General features: G+C 69.3%; 18 protein-coding genes and 1 pseudogene. 17 read left to right on the plus strand and 2 right to left on the minus strand.

Annotated elements, in window-relative coordinates:
• Positions 1-162: 162 nt before the first annotated feature.
• Both ACIQK6_RS27820 and ACIQK6_RS27825 read left to right on the plus strand, forming a co-directional pair.
• Entirely contained in the window at positions 163-573 is a 411-nt protein-coding gene (locus ACIQK6_RS27820; RefSeq protein WP_329099668.1) for a hypothetical protein, read from the plus strand.
• A 44-nt stretch (positions 574-617) separates the two neighbouring features.
• Entirely contained in the window at positions 618-1,580 is a 963-nt protein-coding gene (locus ACIQK6_RS27825; RefSeq protein ID WP_329099667.1) for a hypothetical protein, read from the plus strand.
• A gap of 189 nt (positions 1,581-1,769) precedes the next feature.
• Here the strand turns inward: ACIQK6_RS27825 and ACIQK6_RS27830 are convergent, their stop codons facing one another.
• Positions 1,770-2,621, minus strand: coding sequence for an NlpC/P60 family protein (locus tag ACIQK6_RS27830; protein ID WP_329099666.1), 852 nt, complete (start codon positions 2,619-2,621; stop codon positions 1,770-1,772).
• Positions 2,622-3,506: 885 nt separating this feature from the next.
• Here ACIQK6_RS27830 and ACIQK6_RS27835 point away from each other — a divergent pair.
• The 14 genes from ACIQK6_RS27835 to nuoN are packed head-to-tail and all read left to right on the plus strand — an operon-like array spanning position 3,507 to position 19,392.
• The gene (locus tag ACIQK6_RS27835; RefSeq protein WP_030010013.1) at positions 3,507-3,866 is read left to right on the plus strand and encodes an NADH-quinone oxidoreductase subunit A; all 360 of its coding nucleotides are present in this window, start codon (positions 3,507-3,509) and stop codon (positions 3,864-3,866) included.
• A 15-nt stretch (positions 3,867-3,881) separates the two neighbouring features.
• Positions 3,882-4,436 (plus strand): NADH-quinone oxidoreductase subunit B family protein, encoded by a 555-nt coding sequence (locus ACIQK6_RS27840; protein ID WP_030162005.1) that lies wholly within the window; start codon positions 3,882-3,884, stop codon positions 4,434-4,436.
• The gene (locus tag ACIQK6_RS27845) at positions 4,433-5,170 is read left to right on the plus strand and encodes an NADH-quinone oxidoreductase subunit C (protein WP_329099665.1); all 738 of its coding nucleotides are present in this window, start codon (positions 4,433-4,435) and stop codon (positions 5,168-5,170) included. Before ACIQK6_RS27840 ends, ACIQK6_RS27845 begins: the two co-directional genes overlap by 4 nt.
• A complete protein-coding gene (locus tag ACIQK6_RS27850; RefSeq protein ID WP_329099664.1) occupies positions 5,170-6,510 on the plus strand; it encodes an NADH-quinone oxidoreductase subunit D in 1,341 nt (446 codons plus the stop codon). The genes ACIQK6_RS27845 and ACIQK6_RS27850 overlap by 1 nt, the downstream gene beginning before the upstream one ends.
• Entirely contained in the window at positions 6,507-7,262 is a 756-nt protein-coding gene (nuoE, locus tag ACIQK6_RS27855) for an NADH-quinone oxidoreductase subunit NuoE (RefSeq protein ID WP_030010009.1), read from the plus strand. The genes ACIQK6_RS27850 and nuoE overlap by 4 nt, the downstream gene beginning before the upstream one ends.
• The gene (gene nuoF / locus ACIQK6_RS27860; protein WP_329099663.1) at positions 7,262-8,647 is read left to right on the plus strand and encodes an NADH-quinone oxidoreductase subunit NuoF; all 1,386 of its coding nucleotides are present in this window, start codon (positions 7,262-7,264) and stop codon (positions 8,645-8,647) included. Before nuoE ends, nuoF begins: the two co-directional genes overlap by 1 nt.
• The gene (locus tag ACIQK6_RS27865; protein ID WP_402695665.1) at positions 8,644-11,148 is read left to right on the plus strand and encodes an NADH-quinone oxidoreductase subunit G; all 2,505 of its coding nucleotides are present in this window, start codon (positions 8,644-8,646) and stop codon (positions 11,146-11,148) included. The genes nuoF and ACIQK6_RS27865 overlap by 4 nt, the downstream gene beginning before the upstream one ends.
• A complete protein-coding gene (gene nuoH, locus ACIQK6_RS27870; RefSeq protein WP_329099661.1) occupies positions 11,145-12,500 on the plus strand; it encodes an NADH-quinone oxidoreductase subunit NuoH in 1,356 nt (451 codons plus the stop codon). The genes ACIQK6_RS27865 and nuoH overlap by 4 nt, the downstream gene beginning before the upstream one ends.
• Before the next feature lie 3 nt (positions 12,501-12,503).
• Entirely contained in the window at positions 12,504-13,112 is a 609-nt protein-coding gene (gene nuoI, locus ACIQK6_RS27875) for an NADH-quinone oxidoreductase subunit NuoI (protein WP_402695666.1), read from the plus strand.
• On the plus strand, positions 13,109-13,921 hold the full coding sequence (locus ACIQK6_RS27880) for an NADH-quinone oxidoreductase subunit J (RefSeq protein ID WP_327383816.1): 813 nt from the start codon (positions 13,109-13,111) through the stop codon (positions 13,919-13,921). The genes nuoI and ACIQK6_RS27880 overlap by 4 nt, the downstream gene beginning before the upstream one ends.
• Positions 13,918-14,217: an NADH-quinone oxidoreductase subunit NuoK gene (gene nuoK, locus ACIQK6_RS27885; protein ID WP_030016652.1), complete on the plus strand. Its 300-nt coding sequence runs from the start codon at positions 13,918-13,920 to the stop codon at positions 14,215-14,217. Before ACIQK6_RS27880 ends, nuoK begins: the two co-directional genes overlap by 4 nt.
• 9 nt (positions 14,218-14,226) lie before the next feature.
• Positions 14,227-16,122: an NADH-quinone oxidoreductase subunit L gene (gene nuoL / locus ACIQK6_RS27890; protein WP_329099659.1), complete on the plus strand. Its 1,896-nt coding sequence runs from the start codon at positions 14,227-14,229 to the stop codon at positions 16,120-16,122.
• A 1-nt stretch (position 16,123) separates the two neighbouring features.
• A complete protein-coding gene (locus ACIQK6_RS27895) occupies positions 16,124-17,740 on the plus strand; it encodes an NADH-quinone oxidoreductase subunit M (RefSeq protein WP_329099658.1) in 1,617 nt (538 codons plus the stop codon).
• Positions 17,737-19,392, plus strand: a complete 1,656-nt coding sequence (gene nuoN, locus ACIQK6_RS27900; protein ID WP_329099657.1) for an NADH-quinone oxidoreductase subunit NuoN — start codon at positions 17,737-17,739, stop codon at positions 19,390-19,392. The genes ACIQK6_RS27895 and nuoN overlap by 4 nt, the downstream gene beginning before the upstream one ends.
• Before the next feature lie 68 nt (positions 19,393-19,460).
• On the opposite strand, the pseudogene ACIQK6_RS27905 reads toward nuoN, so the two are convergent.
• Positions 19,461-19,616, minus strand: a pseudogene (locus tag ACIQK6_RS27905) (Uma2 family endonuclease); the annotation flags it as partial.
• 173 nt (positions 19,617-19,789) lie between these two features.
• On the opposite strand from ACIQK6_RS27905, the gene ACIQK6_RS27910 reads away from it, so the two are divergent.
• Positions 19,790-20,287, plus strand: coding sequence for a hypothetical protein (locus ACIQK6_RS27910; protein ID WP_329099656.1), 498 nt, complete (start codon positions 19,790-19,792; stop codon positions 20,285-20,287).
• The last annotated feature ends 21 nt before the right edge of the window (positions 20,288-20,308 follow it).

Below are 20,308 nucleotides of genomic sequence, written 5' to 3' on the forward strand. Positions count from 1 at the left end.
TTGCGACAAGTTACCTATCAGACAACAGAAGTGACTGTTCATCAGCTGAGAAGGAGCTTGAACCGGCAGGGGGTTCGATGTTGAATCCCCGCCGGGCGGAAAAGCGCCATCCCGGTCCGCCCCGAACAGCCCGACTTTCACCCGAAGAGTGAGGTAAGCGTGATGGACAACGCAATGCGGAAGCTGGCGGCCGGCTGCGTCGCCGCCGTTTCGGTCGGCGCCATTCTGCTGGGAACCGCGGGTCCGGCGGCCGCCTGGGCGCGCGACGGAAATCTGGAGAACCACGAGTTCGGACTTTTCTACTGGCAGAACCAGTCCGGTTGTGTCTTCGACCTGGCGACGAATGACGTGAACTTCAGCGACGACAAGTACCAGGGCTCCTGCTCGGCCAGCGGGAACTGGATCAACGACACCACCGAGTCCTACCGGAACCGGGACGCCTACGCCTGGAAGGTCGGCACCGACAAGGACCTGGGCGGCAACGTCGGAGAGATCCCGTCGAACTACGTGGGCAACGCCTCGGCCAACTTCAAGAACAAGATCAGCTCGGCCAAGTACACCCTCCACCCGTAGTCCGTAATCCGTAATCCGGAATCCAGCAGAAGGAGTTCCACGCGATGATCAATTCCCGGCGCCGCCGGCCCGCCGCCCCGGCCTCCGTCCTGCTGGCGGCCGTCCTCCTGGCCGGCTGCGCCGGGACCGGTGGCTCCGGGGGCGGTGAACCGGGCCTCGGTCCCGTCGAGGTGAACCCGGCGACGTCCGCGCTGTCCCTTCCGATGGACGCGTACACGGACACCGAGGCCGAACGGATCCGGATGGGCCAGGTCCAGCAGGCCCTGGTCTCCCGGTGCATGGCCCGGTACGGGTTCACCTACGAGGGCGTGCGATCGGCCGAGGCCCCCGGTGCCGGGCCCGAGGACCGGCACGCGTACCTCTTCGGCCTGGCCGATCCGGCGTACGCGGCGGCCCACGGGTACGACAAGTCCGCGGGGGAGGGGAGCCCGGCGAAGCCCGTTCCGCCGCAGCTGAGCGACAGCGCGTACGTCGTGATGAACGGCGAGCGGCCCGGAGCCCAGGGCGGCACGGCTCCCGACGCGAACACCGAGGAGGAGGCCGCGCTCGTGGACAGCGGCCTGACGGCGGCCGGGCAGAAGGTGCCGGCCGGCGGGTGCGGGCGCGAGGCGTTCCGCAAGCTGTACGCCCCGACCAAGAACAGCGTGGACCTGCTGTTCGCGTTCGGGCTGGCCTCGGAGGCGCACGACCGCTCCCGGCAGGACTCCCGGGTCGTCGACACCCTCAAGAAGTGGGCGTCATGCATGGACAAGTCGGGATACGCCGGGATCGAATCTCCGTACGAAGTCGTGGAGAAGCTCGGCCTGCAGGACGACGAGGGCGGTCCGAAGGCCGTGACGGCGGCCAAGGCCGATGTCGCGTGCAAGCGCGAGGTGAACCTCGTCGGCATCTGGGGCGCGGTCGAAAAGGCGTACCAGGAGCAGCTCGTCGAGGAGCACGCCGAGACGCTCGCGCTCTACAAGGAGCAGCGGGAGGCCCGCTTCAAGCTGGCCGCCTCGCTGGTCTGAGGAAGCAACCCCGCGACCCTGCGACCCTGCGCCCCGCGACCCCGGGGCTCCTGAGGGCGCGTCCGTCGTCCCTGGGGGCACGCCCAGCGGCCCGGGACGCACCAAGAACGGCCCGAGGGCCGGTACTCCACCCCCGAGCGGGGGAGTACCGGCCCTCGGCCGTGTCTGGTGCCTCGGTCTGAGCGGTGCTCAGAGGACGCGGACGGCGCCCGTCGGCCTGTCGTAGCTGAGGTTGCGCTCGACGATGCCGGTGCTGGGGTTCTGCGCGCCGACGAACTTGCCGCCGCCGACGTAGATGGCGACGTGGTAAGCGCTGCCCTTGGAGCCCCAGTACAGGATGTCGCCCGGCTGCAGGGCGTCCAGCGACACCGAGGTGCCGGCCGAGGACTGCGCCTGGGACATGCGCGGCAGGCTGATGCCGGCCTGGCGGTAGGCGGCCTGGACGAGACCGGAGCAGTCGAACGAGGACGGGCCGGTGCCGCCCATCACGTACGCCTTGCCGACCTGCGCACGGGCGAAGTTGACGATGGCCGCGGCGGAGCCGGTGGCCGGGGCGGAGACGGTGCCCGTGCCCTGCGGGGCGGCGGTGCTCTTCAGCGTCGTGCGCTCGGAGGAGCTGCGGCTGGAGCGCTCGGCCTCGGCCTTGCGGGCGGCCTCTTCCTTCGCCGTCTTCTCGGCCTTCTCGGCGGCGGCGTCGGCGTCGGCCTTCTTCTGGGCCTCTTCCTTGGCCTGCTTCGCCTCGGCGGCGGCGCCGGTACGGGCGCTCTCCTCCTGGGCGGTCAGTTCGCCCTCAACGGCGGCGAGGCGGGTGTTCTCGGCGGCCACGGTGATGGCGGAGGAGACGTCGGAGCCCAGGTCCAGGTTGAGGACCGGCATTTCGAGCGTCGTCTCGGCCACGGGCTCGGCGGACGGGGACGCGCTCGCGGTGCCGGCCATGGCCAGGGTGCTGAGGACGCCACCGGCAACTCCGGCGCGGACCGCGAGCTTCGAGGCGCTACGACGGGGCTTCCGGTGGCTGGGTATGTGAGCGGTGTGGGACATGAGGACAACCGCTATCAGGGTGTCCGGGTTCCCTTCAAGAAACGTGGGGTGCGCCACAGTTGCGCGAGAAAGGCGTGAACCGGGCGCGTCCGACTTCTTATTGACGCCGTAACGGGCGAATCGGACAGGCCTTCACAAGGCTGTGATCATGGGGTTTCGGTATTAAGTCCCAATTGATCCTTGACCTACCATCACTCCGCACAGATGGCCAAGCCCTCTTTCGGAGGGCTCGATTTGGTGTGGCGCAGGTCACAGCTGCGTCACACCATGCGGACGCTGTGCCCCTCCCGTGACCTTCCTGTGAGCGTGCCGAGAGGTTCGTGAACGGATGCACGCACTCGCGCGGCTTCCCGCGCCGACGGGGGTGCGGGCATCGGCGCGCCCCTCGTGCGGTCCTCCACCCCTCGCCGGCGCTCCCGTCCGCCCCGCATCCACCCCCGCGCCTGCCCCGTGTCCACCTCCGTACGCATGGGCTCCCTCGACCGGGGGACGGCGATCCCTTTATCAGCCCCGCACCCCCCTTGCCAATTTGCCTGCACCGCGCATCGTTTGATAGGGCGACCCGCCTTCTACCTGCGGTAACGGGCCCGGATGTCACCTTTAGTGACCATGTGGATGCTTCGCGTATGGAGATCACCACTCATCGGGCTTCATGATCGTTCGTCAGGTGGTGGAGATCACAAACTCGGTGTTGTTACCCGTGTCGCAGATCACAGACGAGCAGGCATAAGATGCGCACCAGTCCGGCTTGTGAACTGCCTCACATGCGAGCGCTCGATCGGAAGCGCGATCTTCGCGAGGCGGTGCACGCCCCCAGCTACCGCTGGGCGGCGCCCCGGCCGGCAGCGGTCCAACGGTCAAGGACGACTGGAAGGAGCGAGGAGCGTGAATGCGTACGCACCCATCCTCGTGCTCGGCGCCCTCGGCGCAGGGTTTGCGATCTTCTCCGTGGTCATGGCCACGCTGATCGGTCCAAAACGGTACAACCGGGCAAAGCTTGAAGCCTACGAGTGCGGCATCGAGCCGACGCCGATGCCGGCCGGCGGTGGCCGCTTCCCGATCAAGTACTACCTGACGGCGATGCTCTTCATCGTCTTCGACATCGAGGTTGTCTTCCTCTACCCCTGGGCCGTCACCTTCGACTCCCTGGGGATCTTCGGGCTCGTCGAGATGCTGCTCTTCGTGCTCACCGTCTTCGTCGCCTACGCCTACGTGTGGCGCCGCGGCGGCCTGGAATGGGACTGAGGGGCTGAATTTTCCATGGGACTGGAAGAGAAGCTGCCGAGCGGCTTCCTGCTGACCACCGTCGAACAGGCCGCGGGATGGGTGCGCAAGTCGTCCGTCTTCCCGGCGACCTTCGGTCTGGCCTGCTGCGCCATCGAGATGATGACCACCGGAGCGGGCCGGTACGACCTGGCCCGCTTCGGCATGGAGGTCTTCCGCGGCTCCCCGCGCCAGGCCGATCTGATGATCGTGGCGGGGCGGGTCAGCCAGAAGATGGCGCCGGTGCTGCGGCAGGTGTACGACCAGATGCCCGCCCCCAAATGGGTCATCTCCATGGGGGTTTGTGCATCTTCAGGCGGAATGTTCAACAACTACGCGATCGTCCAGGGCGTCGACCACATCGTCCCGGTGGACATCTACCTGCCCGGCTGTCCGCCGCGCCCCGAGATGCTGATGGACGCGATCCTCAAGCTCCACCAGAAGATCCAGGGCGGAAAGCTCGGCGTGAACCGGGAAGAAGCGGCCCGTGAGGCGGAGGAGGCGGCCCTCAAGGCCCTCCCCACCATCGAGATGAAGGGGCTGCTCCGGTGAGCCAGACCCAAGAGCCGGAGAACGGCAGCAACGGAAGCAACGGCAGCAACGTCCCTGCGCCGCGCGACCAGGGCCCCGAGGTCATCGGCGTCCGCAAGGGAATGTTCGGTGCCGCGGGCGGCGGGGACACCAGCGGCTACGGCGGCCTCGTGCGGACCGTGGCCATGCCCGGCGCGACGAGCCGGCCGTACGGCTCCTACTTCGACGAGGTGGCCGACGAGCTCGAAGGCGCACTGGAGGAACAGGACCTCGTCCCCGGGAACGCCATCGAGAAGACGGTGGTCGACCGGGGCGAGCTCACCTTCCACATCGCCCGCGAGCACCTCGTCCGCGTCGCGCGCACCCTGCGCGACGACCCCGCCCTGCGCTTCGAGCTCTGCACCGGCGTCTCCGGCGTGCACTTCCCCGGGGACAAGGGCCGCGAGCTGCACGCCGTCTACCACCTGCGCTCGCTCACGCACGGCCGGATCCTGCGGCTGGAGGTGTCCGTCCCGGACGGCGACCCGCACGTCCCCTCGCTCGTCGCCGTCTACCCGACCAACGACTGGCACGAGCGCGAGACGTACGACTTCTTCGGCCTGGTCTTCGACGGGCACCCGGCCCTCACCCGGATCATGATGCCGGACGACTGGCAGGGCTTCCCGCAGCGCAAGGACTACCCGCTCGGCGGCATCCCCGTCGAGTACAAGGGCGCCCAGATCCCGGCTCCCGACCAGCGGAGGTCGTACAGCTGATGTCCCCCATCTCCAACGACGCAGAAAACCACGCGTCCTCCCGCGAAACGACCGAGGGCACCGTCTACACCGTCACCGGCGGTGACTGGGACGAGGTCGTCCAGTCCGCGGCCAAGGCCGACGACGAGCGGATCGTCGTCAACATGGGTCCGCAGCACCCCTCCACCCACGGAGTGCTGCGCCTGATCCTGGAGATCGACGGCGAGACGGTCACCGAGGCCCGCTGCGGCATCGGCTACCTGCACACCGGCATCGAGAAGAACCTCGAATTCCGGAACTGGACGCAGGGCACCACCTTCGTGACGCGCATGGACTACCTGACGCCGTTCTTCAACGAGACGGCGTACTGCCTCGGCGTCGAGAAGCTGCTCGGCATCACCGACCAGGTCCCGGACCGCGCCACCGTCATCCGCGTCCTGCTGATGGAGCTCAACCGGCTCTCCTCCCACCTGGTGTGCATCGCCACCGGCGGCATGGAGCTGGGCGCGACCACGATCATGATCTACGGCTTCCGCGACCGCGAGCTGATCCTCGACATCTTCGAGCTGATCACCGGACTGCGCATGAACCACGCGTTCGTCCGCCCCGGCGGCCTCGCCCAGGACCTGCCCCCGGGCGCCGTCGACCAGCTCCGCGAGTTCCTCAAGACCATGAAGAAGAACCTGCCGGAGTACGACAAGCTCGCCACCGGCAACCCCATCTTCAAGGCCCGCATGCAGGACGTCGGCTACCTCGACCTCACCGGCTGCATGGCGCTCGGCGCCACCGGCCCGATCCTGCGCTCCGCCGGCCTGCCGCACGACCTGCGCAAGTCGGACCCGTACTGCGGCTACGAGAACTACGAGTTCGACGTGCCGACCACCGAGAGCTGCGACTCCTACGGGCGGTTCCTGATCCGCCTGGAGGAGATGCGCCAGTCGCTGCGGATCGTCGAGCAGTGCCTGGAGCGTCTGGAGCCGGGCCCGGTGATGGTCGCCGACAAGAAGATCGCCTGGCCGGCGCAGCTCGCGATGGGCCCGGACGGCCTCGGCAACTCGCTCGACCACATCAGGAACATCATGGGCACCTCCATGGAGGCCCTCATCCACCACTTCAAGCTGGTGACCGAGGGCTTCCGGGTACCGCCCGGCCAGGCGTACGCGGCCGTCGAGTCACCCAAGGGCGAGCTCGGCGTGCACGTCGTCTCCGACGGCGGGACCCGCCCCTACCGGGTCCACTTCCGCGACCCGTCCTTCACCAACCTGCAGGCCATGGCCGCGATGTGCGAGGGCGGCCAGGTCGCCGACGTCATCGTCGCCGTCGCCTCCATCGACCCCGTGATGGGAGGCGTCGACCGATGACCGCCAGTCCTTCGAACCAAGGGGTCTCGCTGGGCATGCCCCAGCTGCCGGCCCCCGACTTTCCGGCGGAGGTACGCGAGCGCCTCGAAGCCGACGCCCGGGAAGTCATCGCCCGCTACCCCGACAGCCGCTCCGCGCTGCTGCCGCTGCTGCACCTGACCCAGTCCGAGGAGGGCTACGTCTCGCGCACCGGCATCCGCTTCTGCGCCGAGGTACTGGGCCTGACCACCGCCGAGGTCACGGCCGTGGCGACCTTCTACACGATGTACCGGCGCGGGCCCTCCGGCGACTACCAGGTCGGTGTCTGTACGAACACCCTGTGCGCGGTGATGGGCGGCGACGCCATCTTCGAGGAGCTCAAGGAGCACCTCGGGGTCGGCAACAACGGGACCACCCCCGACGGCAAGGTCACCCTCGAACACATCGAGTGCAACGCGGCCTGCGACTACGCCCCCGTGGTGATGGTCAACTGGGAGTTCTTCGACAACCAGACCCCCCAGTCCGCCAAGGCCATGGTCGACGACCTGCTGGCCGGCCGCGAGGTCTCGCCGACCCGGGGCGCGCCGCTGTGCACCTACAAGGAGACCGCCCGGATCCTGGCCGGCTTCCCGGACGAGCGCGAGGGCGCGGTCGAGGCGACCGGCGGCGCCGGCCCCGCCTCCCTGATCGGGCTGCGCATCGCCCGCGGCGAGTCCGCGCACACCCCGATCGTCCACCCGCGCGGCGAGGCCACCACTGAGGGAGGGGAGTGATGTCGGTGTCTTCCGAACTGAGCAACGGGGGCAACGGGGGCACCTCCCACCCCCAGGCCGGCGGCGGGACCAGCCCGGAGAAGCTCCTCGCCCCCGTGCTGTCCGCCTTCTGGGACGAGCCGCGGTCGTGGACGCTGGAGACCTACCGGCGCCACGAGGGGTACGAGGGCCTGCGCAAGGCGCTCGCGATGACCCCGGACGACCTCATCGCCTACGTGAAGGACTCGGGTCTGCGCGGACGCGGCGGCGCGGGCTTCCCCACCGGAATGAAGTGGCAGTTCATCCCGCAGGGCGACGGAAAGCCGCACTACCTCGTCGTGAACGCGGACGAGTCGGAGCCGGGAACCTGCAAGGACATCCCCCTCCTCTTCGCCAACCCGCACTCCCTCATCGAGGGAATGATCATCGCCTGCTACGCGATCCGCTCCGAGCACGCCTTCATCTACCTGCGCGGGGAGACGGTGCCCGTCCTGCGGCGTCTGCACGAGGCCGTGCGCGAGGCGTACGCGGCCGGCTACCTCGGCAAGGACATCGACGGCACCGGGCGCAACCTCGACATCACGGTGCACGCGGGCGCGGGCGCGTACATCTGCGGCGAGGAGACGGCGCTGCTCGACTCCCTCGAAGGCCGGCGCGGCCAGCCCCGGCTGCGTCCCCCCTTCCCCGCGGTCGAGGGGCTCTACGCGTGCCCCACTGTCGTCAACAACGTGGAGTCGATCGCCTCGGTTCCCGCGATCCTGAACAAGGGCAAGGACTGGTTCAAGTCGATGGGGACCGAGAAGTCCCCCGGCTTCACGCTGTACTCGCTCTCCGGGCACGTCGTCGGCCCCGGCCAGTACGAGGCCCCGCTCGGCATCACCCTGCGCCAGCTCCTCGACATGAGCGGCGGAATGCGCCCCGGGCACCGGCTGAAGTTCTGGACCCCGGGCGGCTCCTCCACCCCGATGTTCACCGACGAGCACCTCGACGTCCCGCTCGACTACGAGGGCGTGGGCGCCGCCGGCTCGATGCTCGGCACCAAGGCCCTGCAGTGCTTCGACGAGACGACCTGCGTGGTGCGGGCCGTGACCCGGTGGACCGAGTTCTACGCCCACGAATCCTGCGGCAAGTGCACCCCGTGCCGCGAGGGCACCTACTGGCTGGTCCAGCTGCTCCGCGACATCGAGGCCGGCCAGGGCGTCATGTCCGACCTCGACAAGCTGAACGACATCGCCGACAACATCAACGGCAAGTCCTTCTGCGCGCTCGGCGACGGCGCGGCCAGCCCGATCTTCTCCTCGCTCAAGTACTTCCGCGAGGAGTACGAGCAGCACATCACGGGCAAGGGCTGCCCCTTCGACCCCAGGAAGTCGACCCTCTGGGCCGACACGGAGGTGAACGCATGACCGTCACCACTCCAGCGGCCTCCGGGGGCGCAGCGGCGGTTCCACCGGAGAACACCGTCTCGCTGACCATCGACGGGGTCGAACTGTCCGTGCCCAAGGGCACCCTCGTCATCCGGGCCGCCGAGCAGCTCGGCATCGAGATCCCCCGGTTCTGCGACCACCCCCTCCTCTCCCCGGCCGGCGCCTGCCGCCAGTGCATCGTCGAGGTGGAGGGCCAGCGCAAGCCGATGGCCTCCTGCACCATCACCTGCACCGACGGCATGGTCGTCAAGACCCAGCTGACCTCCGAGGTCGCCGACAAGTCCCAGCGCGGGGTGATGGAGCTGCTGCTCATCAACCACCCGCTGGACTGCCCGGTCTGCGACAAGGGCGGCGAGTGCCCGCTGCAGAACCAGGCGATGTCGCACGGCAACGCCGAATCGCGGTTCGAGGGCAAGAAGCGCACCTACGAGAAGCCGGTCCCGATCTCCACCCAGGTGCTGCTGGACCGCGAGCGGTGCGTGCTGTGCGCGCGCTGCACCCGCTTCTCCAACGAGATCGCCGGCGACCCGATGATCGAGCTGCTGGAACGCGGCGCGCTCCAGCAGGTCGGCACCGGCGAGGGCGACCCCTTCGAGTCGTACTTCTCCGGCAACACCATCCAGATCTGCCCGGTCGGCGCCCTCACCTCGGCCGCCTACCGGTTCCGCTCCCGCCCCTTCGACCTCGTCTCCTCCCCGAGCGTGTGCGAGCACTGCGCGGGCGGCTGCGCGACCCGTACCGACCACCGGCGCGGCAAGGTGCTGCGCCGCCTCGCCGCCGAGGACCCCGAGGTCAACGAGGAGTGGATCTGCGACAAGGGCCGCTTCGGGTTCCGCTACGCGCAGCGCCCCGACCGGCTGACCACCCCGCTGGTGCGCAGCGCCGCCGGGGTGCTGGAGCCGGCGAGCTGGCCCGAGGCCCTGGAGGCCGCGGCCAACGGGCTCGCCGCCGCGCGCGGCCGGGCCGGGGTGCTGACCGGCGGCCGGCTCCCCGTCGAGGACGCCTACGCGTACGCCAAGTTCGCCCGGGTGGTGCTCGACACCAACGACATCGACTTCCGGGCCCGCGTGCACAGCGCGGAGGAGGCCGACTTCCTGGCCTCGGAGGTCGCCGGGTACGGCGTCGACCTCGGCGGGCAGTGGCTCTCGTACACCGCCCTGGAGGCCGCCCCGGCGGTGCTGCTCGTCGGCATCGAGGCGGAGGAGGAGGCGCCCGGCGTCTTCCTGCGGCTGCGCAAGGCCCACCGCAAGCGGAAGCAGCGGACCTTCTCCGTCGCCCCCTTCGCCACCCGCGGCCTGGACAAGGCCGGCGGCACCCTGCTGGCCGCCGCCCCCGGCACCGAGCCCGAGTGGCTCGACGCGCTGGCCTCCCGGACGGGCCTGGAGACCGGGGGCGCCGAAGCCGCCGAGGCGCTGCGGCAGCCCGGCGCGGTCATCCTCGTCGGGGAGCGCCTCGCCGGGGTGCCGGGCGCGCTGACCGCCGCCGTACGGGCCGCCGGGGTCACCGGGGCCACCCTGGTGTGGATCCCGCGCCGGGCCGGTGAGCGGGCCGCCATCGAGGCGGGCGCGCTGCCGTCCCTGCTGCCGGGCGGGCGCCCCGCCACCGACCCGCGGGCCCGCGACGAGGTCGCAGGCGCCTGGGGCCTGGACGAGCTCCCGCACCGCTACGGCCGCGACACCGGCCAGATCGTCGAGGCCGCGGCGACCCGGGAGCTCTCGGCCCTGCTGATCGCGGGCGTCGAGGTCGCCGACCTGCCGGACCCGGCCCGCGCGCGGACCGCCCTCCAGGAGGCCTTCGTGGTCTCCCTGGAACTGCGGCCCAGCGAGGTCACCGACCACGCGGACGTGGTCCTCCCGGTCGCCGCGGTGGCCGAGAAGGCGGGCGCCTTCATCAACTGGGAGGGCCGGGTGAGGCCGTTCGAGGCCGCGCTCAAGCCCGACCAGATGACCCGCCGGCTCGCCCCGGCCGACGCCCGCGTGCTGCACATGCTGGCCGACGCCGCCGACCGGCCGATCGCCCTGCCCGACGTGCACGCCGTACGCCGGGAGATCGACCGGCTCGGCCCGTGGGCCGGGGAGCGGGCCGCCGGGCAGAGCGCGGACACCGTGCCGCTGCCCCGCCCGGGCAGCGGCGAGGCGGTCCTCGCGGGCCACCGGCTCCTCCTGGACCTGGGCCGGCTGCAGGAGGGCGACGACGCCCTGGCCGGCACCCGGCACGAGGCCAGCGCCCGGCTGTCGGCGGCCACGGCCGCCGAGACCGGCGTCAAGGACGGCGACGTCCTCGCGGTCACCGGCCCGGCCGGCTCCGTGGAACTCCCGCTCCGGATCACCGAGATGCCCGACCGCGTGGTCTGGCTCCCGCTGAACTCCACCGGCTCCGGCGTCCTCGCCGACGCCGGCGCCCGCCCGGGCACCCTCGTACGCATCGGCCCGGCGACCCCGGTCGGCGCAGGCGACACCACTGCGGAGGTGGGCGCGTGAACACCGTTCAACTCGCTGCCGAGGACCTGTCCCTGTTCGGCAAGGACGTCTGGTGGCTCGTCCTGCTGAAGGCGGTGTTCTGCTTCGCCTTCCTGATGGTGACGGTGCTCTTCTCCATCGTGTGGGAGCGCAAGGTCGTCGCCTGGATGCAGCTGCGCATCGGCCCCAACCGGCACGGCCCCTGGGGCATGCTCCAGTCGCTCGCCGACGGCGTGAAGCTGATGCTCAAGGAAGACCTGATCGTCAAGCGGGCCGACAAGGTCATCTACGTCCTGGCCCCGATCATCGCGGCGATCCCGGCCTTCATGGCCATCGCGGTGATCCCCTTCGGCCCCGCGGACGACCAGATCTCCATCTTCGGCCAGCGCACCACGATGCAGCTGACCGACCTGCCCATCGCGATGCTCTACATCCTCGCGGTGGCCTCGGTCGGCATCTACGGCATCGTGCTGGCGGGCTGGTCCTCCGGCTCCACCTACCCGCTCCTCGGCGGCCTGCGCTCCTGCGCGCAGATGATCTCCTACGAGATCGCGATGGGCGCGGCCTTCGCCTCGGTCTTCCTCTACTCCGGGTCGATGTCGACCTCGGCGATCGTCGAGGCCCAGGCGGACCGCTGGTTCATCGTCCTGCTGCCGGTGTCCTTCATCATCTACGTCATCACGATGGTCGGCGAGACGAACCGCGCCCCCTTCGACATGCCGGAGTCCGAGGGCGACCTGGTCGGCGGCTTCAACACCGAGTACTCGTCCATCAAGTTCGCGCTGTTCATGCTGGCCGAGTACGTCAACATGGTCACCGTCTCGGCGGTCTCGGTCACCCTCTTCCTGGGCGGCTGGCGGGCCCCGTACCCGATCAGCTCCTTCTGGGAGGGCGCGAACCACGGCTGGTGGCCGATGCTCTGGTTCGTCCTCAAGGTGCAGCTGCTGCTGTTCTTCTTCATCTGGCTGCGCGGCACGCTGCCCCGCGTGCGCTACGACCAGCTGATGAAGCTCGGCTGGAAGGTCCTGATCCCGGTCTCGGTGGTCTGGCTGATGCTGGTGGCCACCGTTCGGGCGCTGCGCAACGAGGCGTACGACTTCAGCGAGATCGTCCTGTACGTCGGCGGCGCCGTCGTGGCGATCCTGCTCCTCTCCTTCGTCGCGGACGTCTTCCGCGACAAGCGCGAGAAGAAGACGGCGGCCGCCGGGGCGGTGCACGACGCCGAACCCTTCGACCCGCTGGCGGGCGGATTCCCCGTACCGCCGAAGCCCGGCCAGCACCTGGCACCCGTACCGCGCAGGCGGTCCCGCACCGAGCGGGAGCTGATTGTCAGTGGCGGGACGAATACTGACAGTGACCGAGAGGAGGCTTGAGAGATGTCCGACGAGAAGTGGCAGAACCCGGTGGCGGGCTTCGGCGTGACCTTCAAGGCCATGTTCAAGAAGCGCCTCACCGAGCAGTACCCGGAGCAGGAGAAGACGACCGCACCGCGCTTCCACGGACGGCATCAGCTCAACCGGCACCCCGACGGTCTGGAGAAGTGCATCGGGTGCGAGCTGTGTGCCTGGGCCTGTCCCGCCGACGCGATCTACGTGGAGGGCGCGGACAACACCGAGGAGGAGCGCTACTCCCCGGGCGAGCGGTACGGCCGGGTCTACCAGATCAACTACGCCCGCTGCATCCTGTGCGGGCTGTGCGTGGAGGCGTGCCCGACGAGGGCGCTGACCATGACGAACGAGTTCGAACTGGCCGACTCCAGCCGCGAATCGCTCATCTACACCAAGGAGCAGCTGCTGGCCGGCCTGACCGAGGGCATGGTCGAGGCACCGCACTCGATCTTCCCCGGCACGGACGACACGGACTACTACCGGGGGCTGGTGACCGGGGCCGCCCCGGGCACCGTCCGGCAGGTCGCGGTCTCCAAGGGCGAAGTCGCCGGCGAAGTCGTTCCGGAGAACGGCCAGTCCACGGAGGTGGACGCATGAGCGCCATCGCCGCCGCCACCTCCATGACCTCCACGGGCGAGGCGATCCAGTTCTGGATCCTCGGCACGGTCGCCGTCATCGGCGCACTGGCCACGATCCTGATGAAGAAGGCCGTGCACAGCGCCCTCAGCCTGGCCGGGACGATGATCATCCTGGCCGTCTTCTACCTCGCCAACGGGGCGTACTTCCTGGGCGTCGTCCAGGTCATCGTCTACACCGGCGCGATCATGATGCTCTTCCTCTTCGTGGTCATGCTCGTCGGCGTCACCGCCGCCGACTCCCTGAAGGAGACCATCAAGGGGCAGCGCTGGCTGGCCGCCCTGTGCGGACTCGGCTTCGGCATCCTGCTGATCGCCGGCATCGCCAACGCCGGGCTCACCCACTTCAACGGCCTCGGTCGGGTGAACTCGGGCGGGCACATCGAGGGCCTGGCACAGCTGATCTTCACCAAGTACGTCTTCGCCTTCGAGATCACCGGCGCGCTGCTGATCACCGCGGCCGTCGGCGCGATGGTGCTCACCCACCGCGAGCGCACCGAACGGGCCGCCACCCAGCGCGAACTCGCCGAGAAGCGGGTCCGCGAGGGCGTCCAGCTCCCGCCGCTGCCCGCGCCCGGCGTCTACGCCCGGCACAACGCGGTGGACGTCGCCGGCCTGCTGCCGGACGGCACCCCGTCCGAGCTGACCGTCAACCGGACGTTGCGCGCCCGCGGTCAGATCCGGGACGTCTCCAGCCAGGCGATCGACGACCTCAAGGCACTGGAGCAGGCCTCCTCGGAGCGCCTCGGCCGTGAGGAGGCCTCGAAGTGAATCCCGTCAACTACCTGTACCTGGCGGCCCTGCTGTTCACGATCGGTGCCGTCGGGGTCCTGATCCGCAAGAACGCGATCGTGCTGTTCATGTGCGTCGAGCTGATGCTCAATGCCTGCAACCTCGCTTTCGTCGCGTTCTCCCGGATGCACGGCAACCTCGACGGCCAGATCATCGCGTTCTTCACGATGGTCGTCGCCGCCGCGGAGGTCGTGGTCGGCCTGGCGATCATCGTGTCGCTGTTCCGTACCCGCCACTCGGCCTCGGTCGACGACGCCAGCCTGATGAAGCTGTAAGGGGTCGCTGTGGAGAACCTGATTGCGCTGCTGATCGCGGCGCCCCTGCTCGGAGCGGTGGTGCTGCTCTGCGGCGGCCGACGCCTCGACAAGGTCGGTCACTGGATCGGCACCCTGCTCGCGGCCGTCTCCTTCGGGATCGGCGTCGTACTGTTCGCCGACATGCTGGGGCGCACGGCCGAGGACCGGACGCTGACCCAGAACCTGTACACCTGGATCCCCGTCGAGGGCTTCCAGGCGGACATGGCCTTCCAGCTGGACCAGTTGTCGATGACCTTCGTCCTGCTGATCTCCGGGGTGGGCACGCTCATCCACGTGTACTCGATCGGGTACATGGAGCACGACGAGCGCCGCCGCCGCTTCTTCGGCTACCTCAACCTGTTCGTCGCGGCGATGCTGCTGCTGGTCCTCGCCGACAACTACCTGCTGCTGTACTTCGGCTGGGAGGGCGTGGGCCTCGCCTCGTACCTCCTGATCGGCTTCTGGCAGCACAAGCCCAGTGCGGCCACCGCCGCGAAGAAGGCCTTCCTGGTCAACCGCGTCGGTGACATCGGCCTGTCGATCGCGATCATGCTGATGTTCACCACCTTCGGGACCTTCGCCTTCGGGCCGGTGTTCGCCTCGGCGGACAAGGCCTCCGAGGGCACGTTGACGGCGATCGGCCTGATGCTGCTGCTGGCCGCCTGCGGCAAGTCGGCCCAGGTCCCGCTGCAGTCCTGGCTCGGGGACGCGATGGAGGGCCCGACCCCGGTCTCGGCCCTGATCCACGCGGCCACCATGGTGACCGCGGGCGTGTACCTGATCGTCCGCTCGGCCGCGATCTTCAACGGGGCGCCGGACGCCCAGCTGGTGGTCACCGTCGTGGGCGCGGTCACGCTCCTCTTCGGTGCGATCGTCGGTTGCGCGAAGGACGACATCAAGAAGGCCCTGGCGGGCTCGACGATGTCGCAGATCGGCTACATGATCCTCGCCGCGGGCCTCGGCCCGATCGGCTACGTCTTCGCGATCATGCACCTGGTGACGCACGGCTTCTTCAAGGCGGGCCTCTTCCTCGGCGCGGGTTCCGTGATGCACGGGATGAACGACGAGGTCGACATGCGCAAGTACGGGGCCTTGAGGAAGTACATGCCGGTCACCTTCGTCACCTTCGGCCTCGGGTACCTGGCGATCATCGGCTTCCCGGGCCTGTCCGGCTTCTTCTCCAAGGACATGATCATCGAGGCGGCCTTCGCGAAGGGCGGCACCGAGGGCTGGATCCTCGGCGGCGTCACCCTGCTGGGCGCCGGCATCACCGCGTTCTACATGACCCGCGTCATGCTCCTCACCTTCTTCGGCGAGAAGCGCTGGCAGCCCGATGCGGACGGCAACCCGCCGCACCCGCACGAGTCACCGAAGTCCATGACCATCCCCATGGTCATCCTGGCCTTCGGTTCGGTCTTCGCAGGAGCCTTCTTCGAGATCGGCGAGCGCTTCCTGAAGTGGCTGGAGCCCGTCACGGGTTACTCGCACGGCAACCCACCGGTCAGCGCCATGACGGTCACCGCGGCCACCATGGTGATGCTCCTCGTCGGAGTCGGCATCGCCTGGGCGATGTACGGCAAGCGGCCCGTCCCGGTCGTCGCCCCGCGCGGCTCGTTCCTCACCCGGGCGGCCCGCAAGGACCTCTACCAGGACGACTTCAACCACGTCGTGCTGGTGCGCGGCGGGGAGCACCTGACCCGCTCGCTCGTCTACCTCGACCACAGCGTGGTCGACGGGGTGGTCAACGGGACGGCCGCCTCGGTCGGCGGGCTCTCGGGCCGCCTGCGCAAGCTGCAGAACGGCTACGCCCGCAGCTACGCGGTCTCGATGTTCGGGGGCACGGTGGTTCTGATCGCCGCGACCCTGCTGATGAGGGCGGTGTGAAATGAGTTTCCCGCTTCTGACGGTGACGGCCGCGGTCCCCGCGGTCGGCGCGATCCTGACGGCGGCCGTACCTGCCGCCCGAAGGACCGCCGCCAAGTGGCTCGCGCTGCTCTTCTCGCTGGCGACACTGGCCCTGGCCGTGCTCGTCGCGGTCCGCTTCGACCCGAGCGGTGACCGCTACCAACTCACCGAATCCCGGCCCTGGATCGCCGACTTCGGCGTCCGCTACGAGCTGGGCGTGGACGGGATCGGGGTGGTGCTCATCGGGCTCACCGCGCTCCTGATCCCCTTCGTGATCGCGGCCGGCTGGCACGACGCCGACCCCCTGGCTGCGTCCGACAGCGGCTCCGCCGCGGGCAAGTCCTCGCGCTGGCGGCCGACCCAGGGCTTCTTCGCCCTGATCCTGCTGGTCGAGGCGATGGTGATCATCTCCTTCGAGGCCACCGACGTCTTCCTCTTCTACATCTTCTTCGAAGCCATGCTCATCCCGATGTACTTCCTCATCGGCGGCTTCGGGGACCGGGCACACGGCGGCTCCGAGGAGAACGCCGCCGCGCAGCGCTCGTACGCGGCGGTCAAGTTCCTCCTCTACAACCTGGTCGGCGGCCTGATCATGCTGGCGGCAGTCATCGGCCTCTACGTGGTCGCCGGGAACTTCTCCCTCCAGGAGATCACCGCCGCCCGCGCCGCGGGCACGCTCGACATGTCGACCAACACCGAGCGGCTGCTGTTCCTCGGCTTCTTCTTCGCCTTCGCGATCAAGGCCCCGCTGTGGCCGCTGCACACCTGGCTGCCGAACGCGATGGGCGAGTCCACCGCCCCGGTCGCCGTGCTGATCACCGCGGTCGTCGACAAGGTCGGCACCTTCGCGATGCTCCGCTTCTGCCTCGGGCTCTTCCCCGACGCCAGCAAGTGGGCCACGCCGGTGATTCTCGTCCTGGCCCTGATCAGCATCGTCTACGGCGCGCTGGTCGCGGTCGGCCAGCGGGACATCAAGCGGCTGGTCGCCTACGCCTCGATCTCACACTTCGGCTTCATCATCCTGGGCATCTTCGCGATGACCTCCCAGGGCCAGTCCGGCGCCACCCTCTACATGGTCAACCACGGCCTGTCGACGGCGGCGCTGATGCTGGTGGCCGGCTTCCTGATCTCGCGGCGCGGCTCGCGGCTCATCGCCGACTACGGCGGCGTCCAGAAGGTGGCGCCGGTCCTCGCCGGCACCTTCCTGATCGGCGGCCTCGCCACCCTCTCGCTGCCGGGCCTCGCGCCCTTCGTCAGTGAGTTCCTGGTCCTGGTCGGCACGTTCGCCCGGTACCCGGTCGTCGGCATCATCGCCACCACCGGCATCGTGCTCGCCGCGCTCTACACCCTGGTGCTCTACCAGCGCACGATGACCGGCCCCGTGAAGGAGGAGGTCCGCACCATGCCGGACCTGCACCTGCGGGAGGTCCTGGTGGTCGCCCCGCTGATCGCCCTGCTGATCGGGCTGGGCGTCTACCCGAAGGTGCTCACCGACATCGTCAACCCGGCGGTGGAGCACACCATGTCGGACGTGAAGCAGACGGACCCGCAGCCCGCGGTCGACGTCGAAGCGAAGAACGGGGAGGTGGCGAAGTGAGCGCGCTGACTTCCGCCCACAGCCTGTGGACACTGGCGGCCGAGGTACCGGCCGAGCGGATCCCGGCACCGACCATCGAGTACGCACAGCTCGCGCCCACGCTGATCGTGGTGGGCGCGGCGGTCCTCGGGATCCTCGTCGAGGCCTTCGTGCCCCGCAAGTCCCGCTACTACGTCCAGGTGTTCCTCGCCGTCGCGGCGCTGGCTTCGGCCTTCGCCGCGGTCGTCGGCCTCGCGGCCGGCGGGTACGCGTCGGGCAAGGCCCACATCGCCGCGATGGGTGCCATCGCCGTGGACGGCCCGGCGCTCTTCCTCCAGGGCACCATCCTGCTGGCCTCGGTCGTGGCGGTCTTCACCTTCGCCGAGCGGCGCCTGGACCCCGCGGCGCACGGCAACCGGGTGGATTCCTTCGCCGCCCAGGCGGCGTCCGTACCGGGCAGCGACAGCGAGAAGGCCGCCGTCAAGGCGGGCTTCACCACCACCGAGGTCTTCCCGCTGGCCCTGTTCGCGATCGCCGGCATGCTGATCTTCCCGGCGGCCAACGACCTGCTGACGCTGTTCATCGCCCTCGAGGTGTTCTCCCTCCCGCTGTACCTGCTCTGCGCCGTCGCCCGCCGCCAGCGGCTGATGTCGCAGGAGGCCGCGGTGAAGTACTTCCTCCTGGGTGCCTTCTCCTCCGCCTTCCTCCTCTTCGGCATCGCGCTGCTATACGGGTACGCGGGCTCGGTCTCGTACGCGGTGATCGCCGACGTGGTCGACGGCACGGTCGCGAAGATCGACCCGGCGCTGGCCTCCACCATGGGCAATGACGCACTGCTGCTGATCGGCGGCGCGCTGATCCTGATGGGCCTGCTCTTCAAGGTCGGCGCGGTCCCCTTCCACATGTGGACCCCGGACGTCTACCAGGGCGCCCCGACCCCGGTCACCGGTTTCATGGCGGCGGCGACCAAGGTGGCCGCCTTCGGCGCCCTCCTGCGCCTCCTCTACGTGGTCCTGCCGGGGCTGCGCTGGGACTGGCGTCCGGTGATGTGGGCGGTGGCCATCGTCACCATGCTCGCGGGCGCGGTGATCGCCGTGACCCAGACGGACGTCAAGCGGCTGCTCGCCTACTCCTCGATCGCGCACGCGGGCTTCATCCTGGCCGGTGTGATCGCCACCTCGGCGCAGGGCGTCCAGTCCGTCCTCTTCTACCTGGGTGCCTACTCCTTCGTGACGATCGGCGCCTTCGCGGTGGTCACGCTGGTGCGCGACGCGGGCGGCGAGGCCACGCACCTGTCCAAGTGGGCGGGGCTGGGACGGCGTTCGCCGCTGACGGCGGCCGTCTTCGCGGTGTTCCTGCTCGCCTTCGCGGGCATCCCGCTCACCTCCGGCTTCACGGGCAAGTTCGCCGTGTTCAGTGCGGCGGCGGAGAGCGGCGCCGGGGTGCTGGTCGTGATCGGTGTGATCTCGTCCGCGATCGCCGCGTTCTTCTACATCCGGGTGATCGTCCTGATGTTCTTCAGCGAGCCGAAGGCCGACGGTCCCACGGTGGCGGTCCCCTCGCCGCTGACGATGACCACCATCGCGGTGGGCGTCGCGGTCACCCTGGTCCTGGGCCTCGCCCCGCAGTACTTCCTGGACCTGGCGGGGCAGGCGAGCACCTTCGTCCGCTGACCGGTGCGGCCCGGACGGAGGGCCCGGCTCCCCTTGGGGGAGCCGGGCCCTTCGCCCGTTGTGCGGGGCTACTTCTTCGGACGGTGACGGGGCGTGATCGCGGTGAGGTCGACATCGATGGTGAACGGCACGGAGACCTTTAGACGGTCGTGGAAGATCCCCGTCGCGACGTAGGCGCCCGTGGCGGGATCCAACTCGTAGACATAGACCACGGCGCGTCCGTCCTTGAGCCTTCGCCAACTTGAACTCGCAGGTCAAAGGGCTGGTGTGATCGACTGTCGGGGTACTCGCGCTGGTCACGGGCGACTGTCTGAGCAGTAGATCGTCCGTCAGCGCGGTCGGCGCCTGAGCCGAAAGGCGGTCGACGGGATCATCTCGAACAGGAGATCATGTGTGGGTGTCGCCGATCGAAGCCGCAACCGATGACCTGCAGGACCTCGCTGTTCTCTGGAGTATTGGCGAGGCCCATGCTCACGATGTCGTCGAGGCTGCCTGCGCGGCACTCGTTGCCGGACTAGACAGCCCGGCACTGCGCATTCTGGCCGGATATACGCGTGCCGAGGCGGAGTACGACGTTCCCGACCTGCTTCCCGTCGTACTCGATGAGCTGAACCTTGTGTTCTACCCGCGCGGCAGCGAGGCCGGGCAGGAGGCTGCTGTGTGGGCGCTCGCGCACCAAATGCTGGCGGGCCGGCTGACGCCGCGAGAGCTTGCTTTGCGTATCCACCAGCGGTTCGGTCACCAGCTACCCCTGGCCGAGCGCCTTGCTGAGCTCGATGACGAGTACGACATCGTCGAGTACGGGGACAGGACGTTGGCCCAGCTCGATGCCGAGGTCACGGCCGAAGCTCACCGTCTGGCGCATGGTCGGGCTGGCCAGAACCGACTCTCGTAGCAATCGAGCCCCTGCGCAAGC

The organism is Streptomyces sp. NPDC091682 (assembly GCF_044756625.1).
Taxonomy (GTDB): domain Bacteria; phylum Actinomycetota; class Actinomycetes; order Streptomycetales; family Streptomycetaceae; genus Streptomyces.

What these genes read in the sequence shown, in the direction of transcription:
- ACIQK6_RS27895 (WP_329099658.1), top strand. Translation starts at nt 16,124, where the DNA reads ATGAGTTTCCCGCTTCTGACGGTGACGGCCGCGGTCCCCGCGGTCGGC.
- ACIQK6_RS27865 (WP_402695665.1), top strand. Translation starts at nt 8,644, where the DNA reads ATGACCGTCACCACTCCAGCGGCCTCCGGGGGCGCAGCGGCGGTTCCA.
- nuoF (WP_329099663.1), top strand. Translation starts at nt 7,262, where the DNA reads ATGTCGGTGTCTTCCGAACTGAGCAACGGGGGCAACGGGGGCACCTCC.
- nuoE (WP_030010009.1), top strand. Translation starts at nt 6,507, where the DNA reads ATGACCGCCAGTCCTTCGAACCAAGGGGTCTCGCTGGGCATGCCCCAG.
- nuoI (WP_402695666.1), top strand. Translation starts at nt 12,504, where the DNA reads ATGTCCGACGAGAAGTGGCAGAACCCGGTGGCGGGCTTCGGCGTGACC.
- ACIQK6_RS27880 (WP_327383816.1), top strand. Translation starts at nt 13,109, where the DNA reads ATGAGCGCCATCGCCGCCGCCACCTCCATGACCTCCACGGGCGAGGCG.
- ACIQK6_RS27825 (WP_329099667.1), top strand. Translation starts at nt 618, where the DNA reads ATGATCAATTCCCGGCGCCGCCGGCCCGCCGCCCCGGCCTCCGTCCTG.
- ACIQK6_RS27840 (WP_030162005.1), top strand. Translation starts at nt 3,882, where the DNA reads ATGGGACTGGAAGAGAAGCTGCCGAGCGGCTTCCTGCTGACCACCGTC.
- ACIQK6_RS27830 (WP_329099666.1), bottom strand. Translation starts at nt 2,621, where the DNA reads ATGTCCCACACCGCTCACATACCCAGCCACCGGAAGCCCCGTCGTAGC.
- ACIQK6_RS27820 (WP_329099668.1), top strand. Translation starts at nt 163, where the DNA reads ATGGACAACGCAATGCGGAAGCTGGCGGCCGGCTGCGTCGCCGCCGTT.
- ACIQK6_RS27850 (WP_329099664.1), top strand. Translation starts at nt 5,170, where the DNA reads ATGTCCCCCATCTCCAACGACGCAGAAAACCACGCGTCCTCCCGCGAA.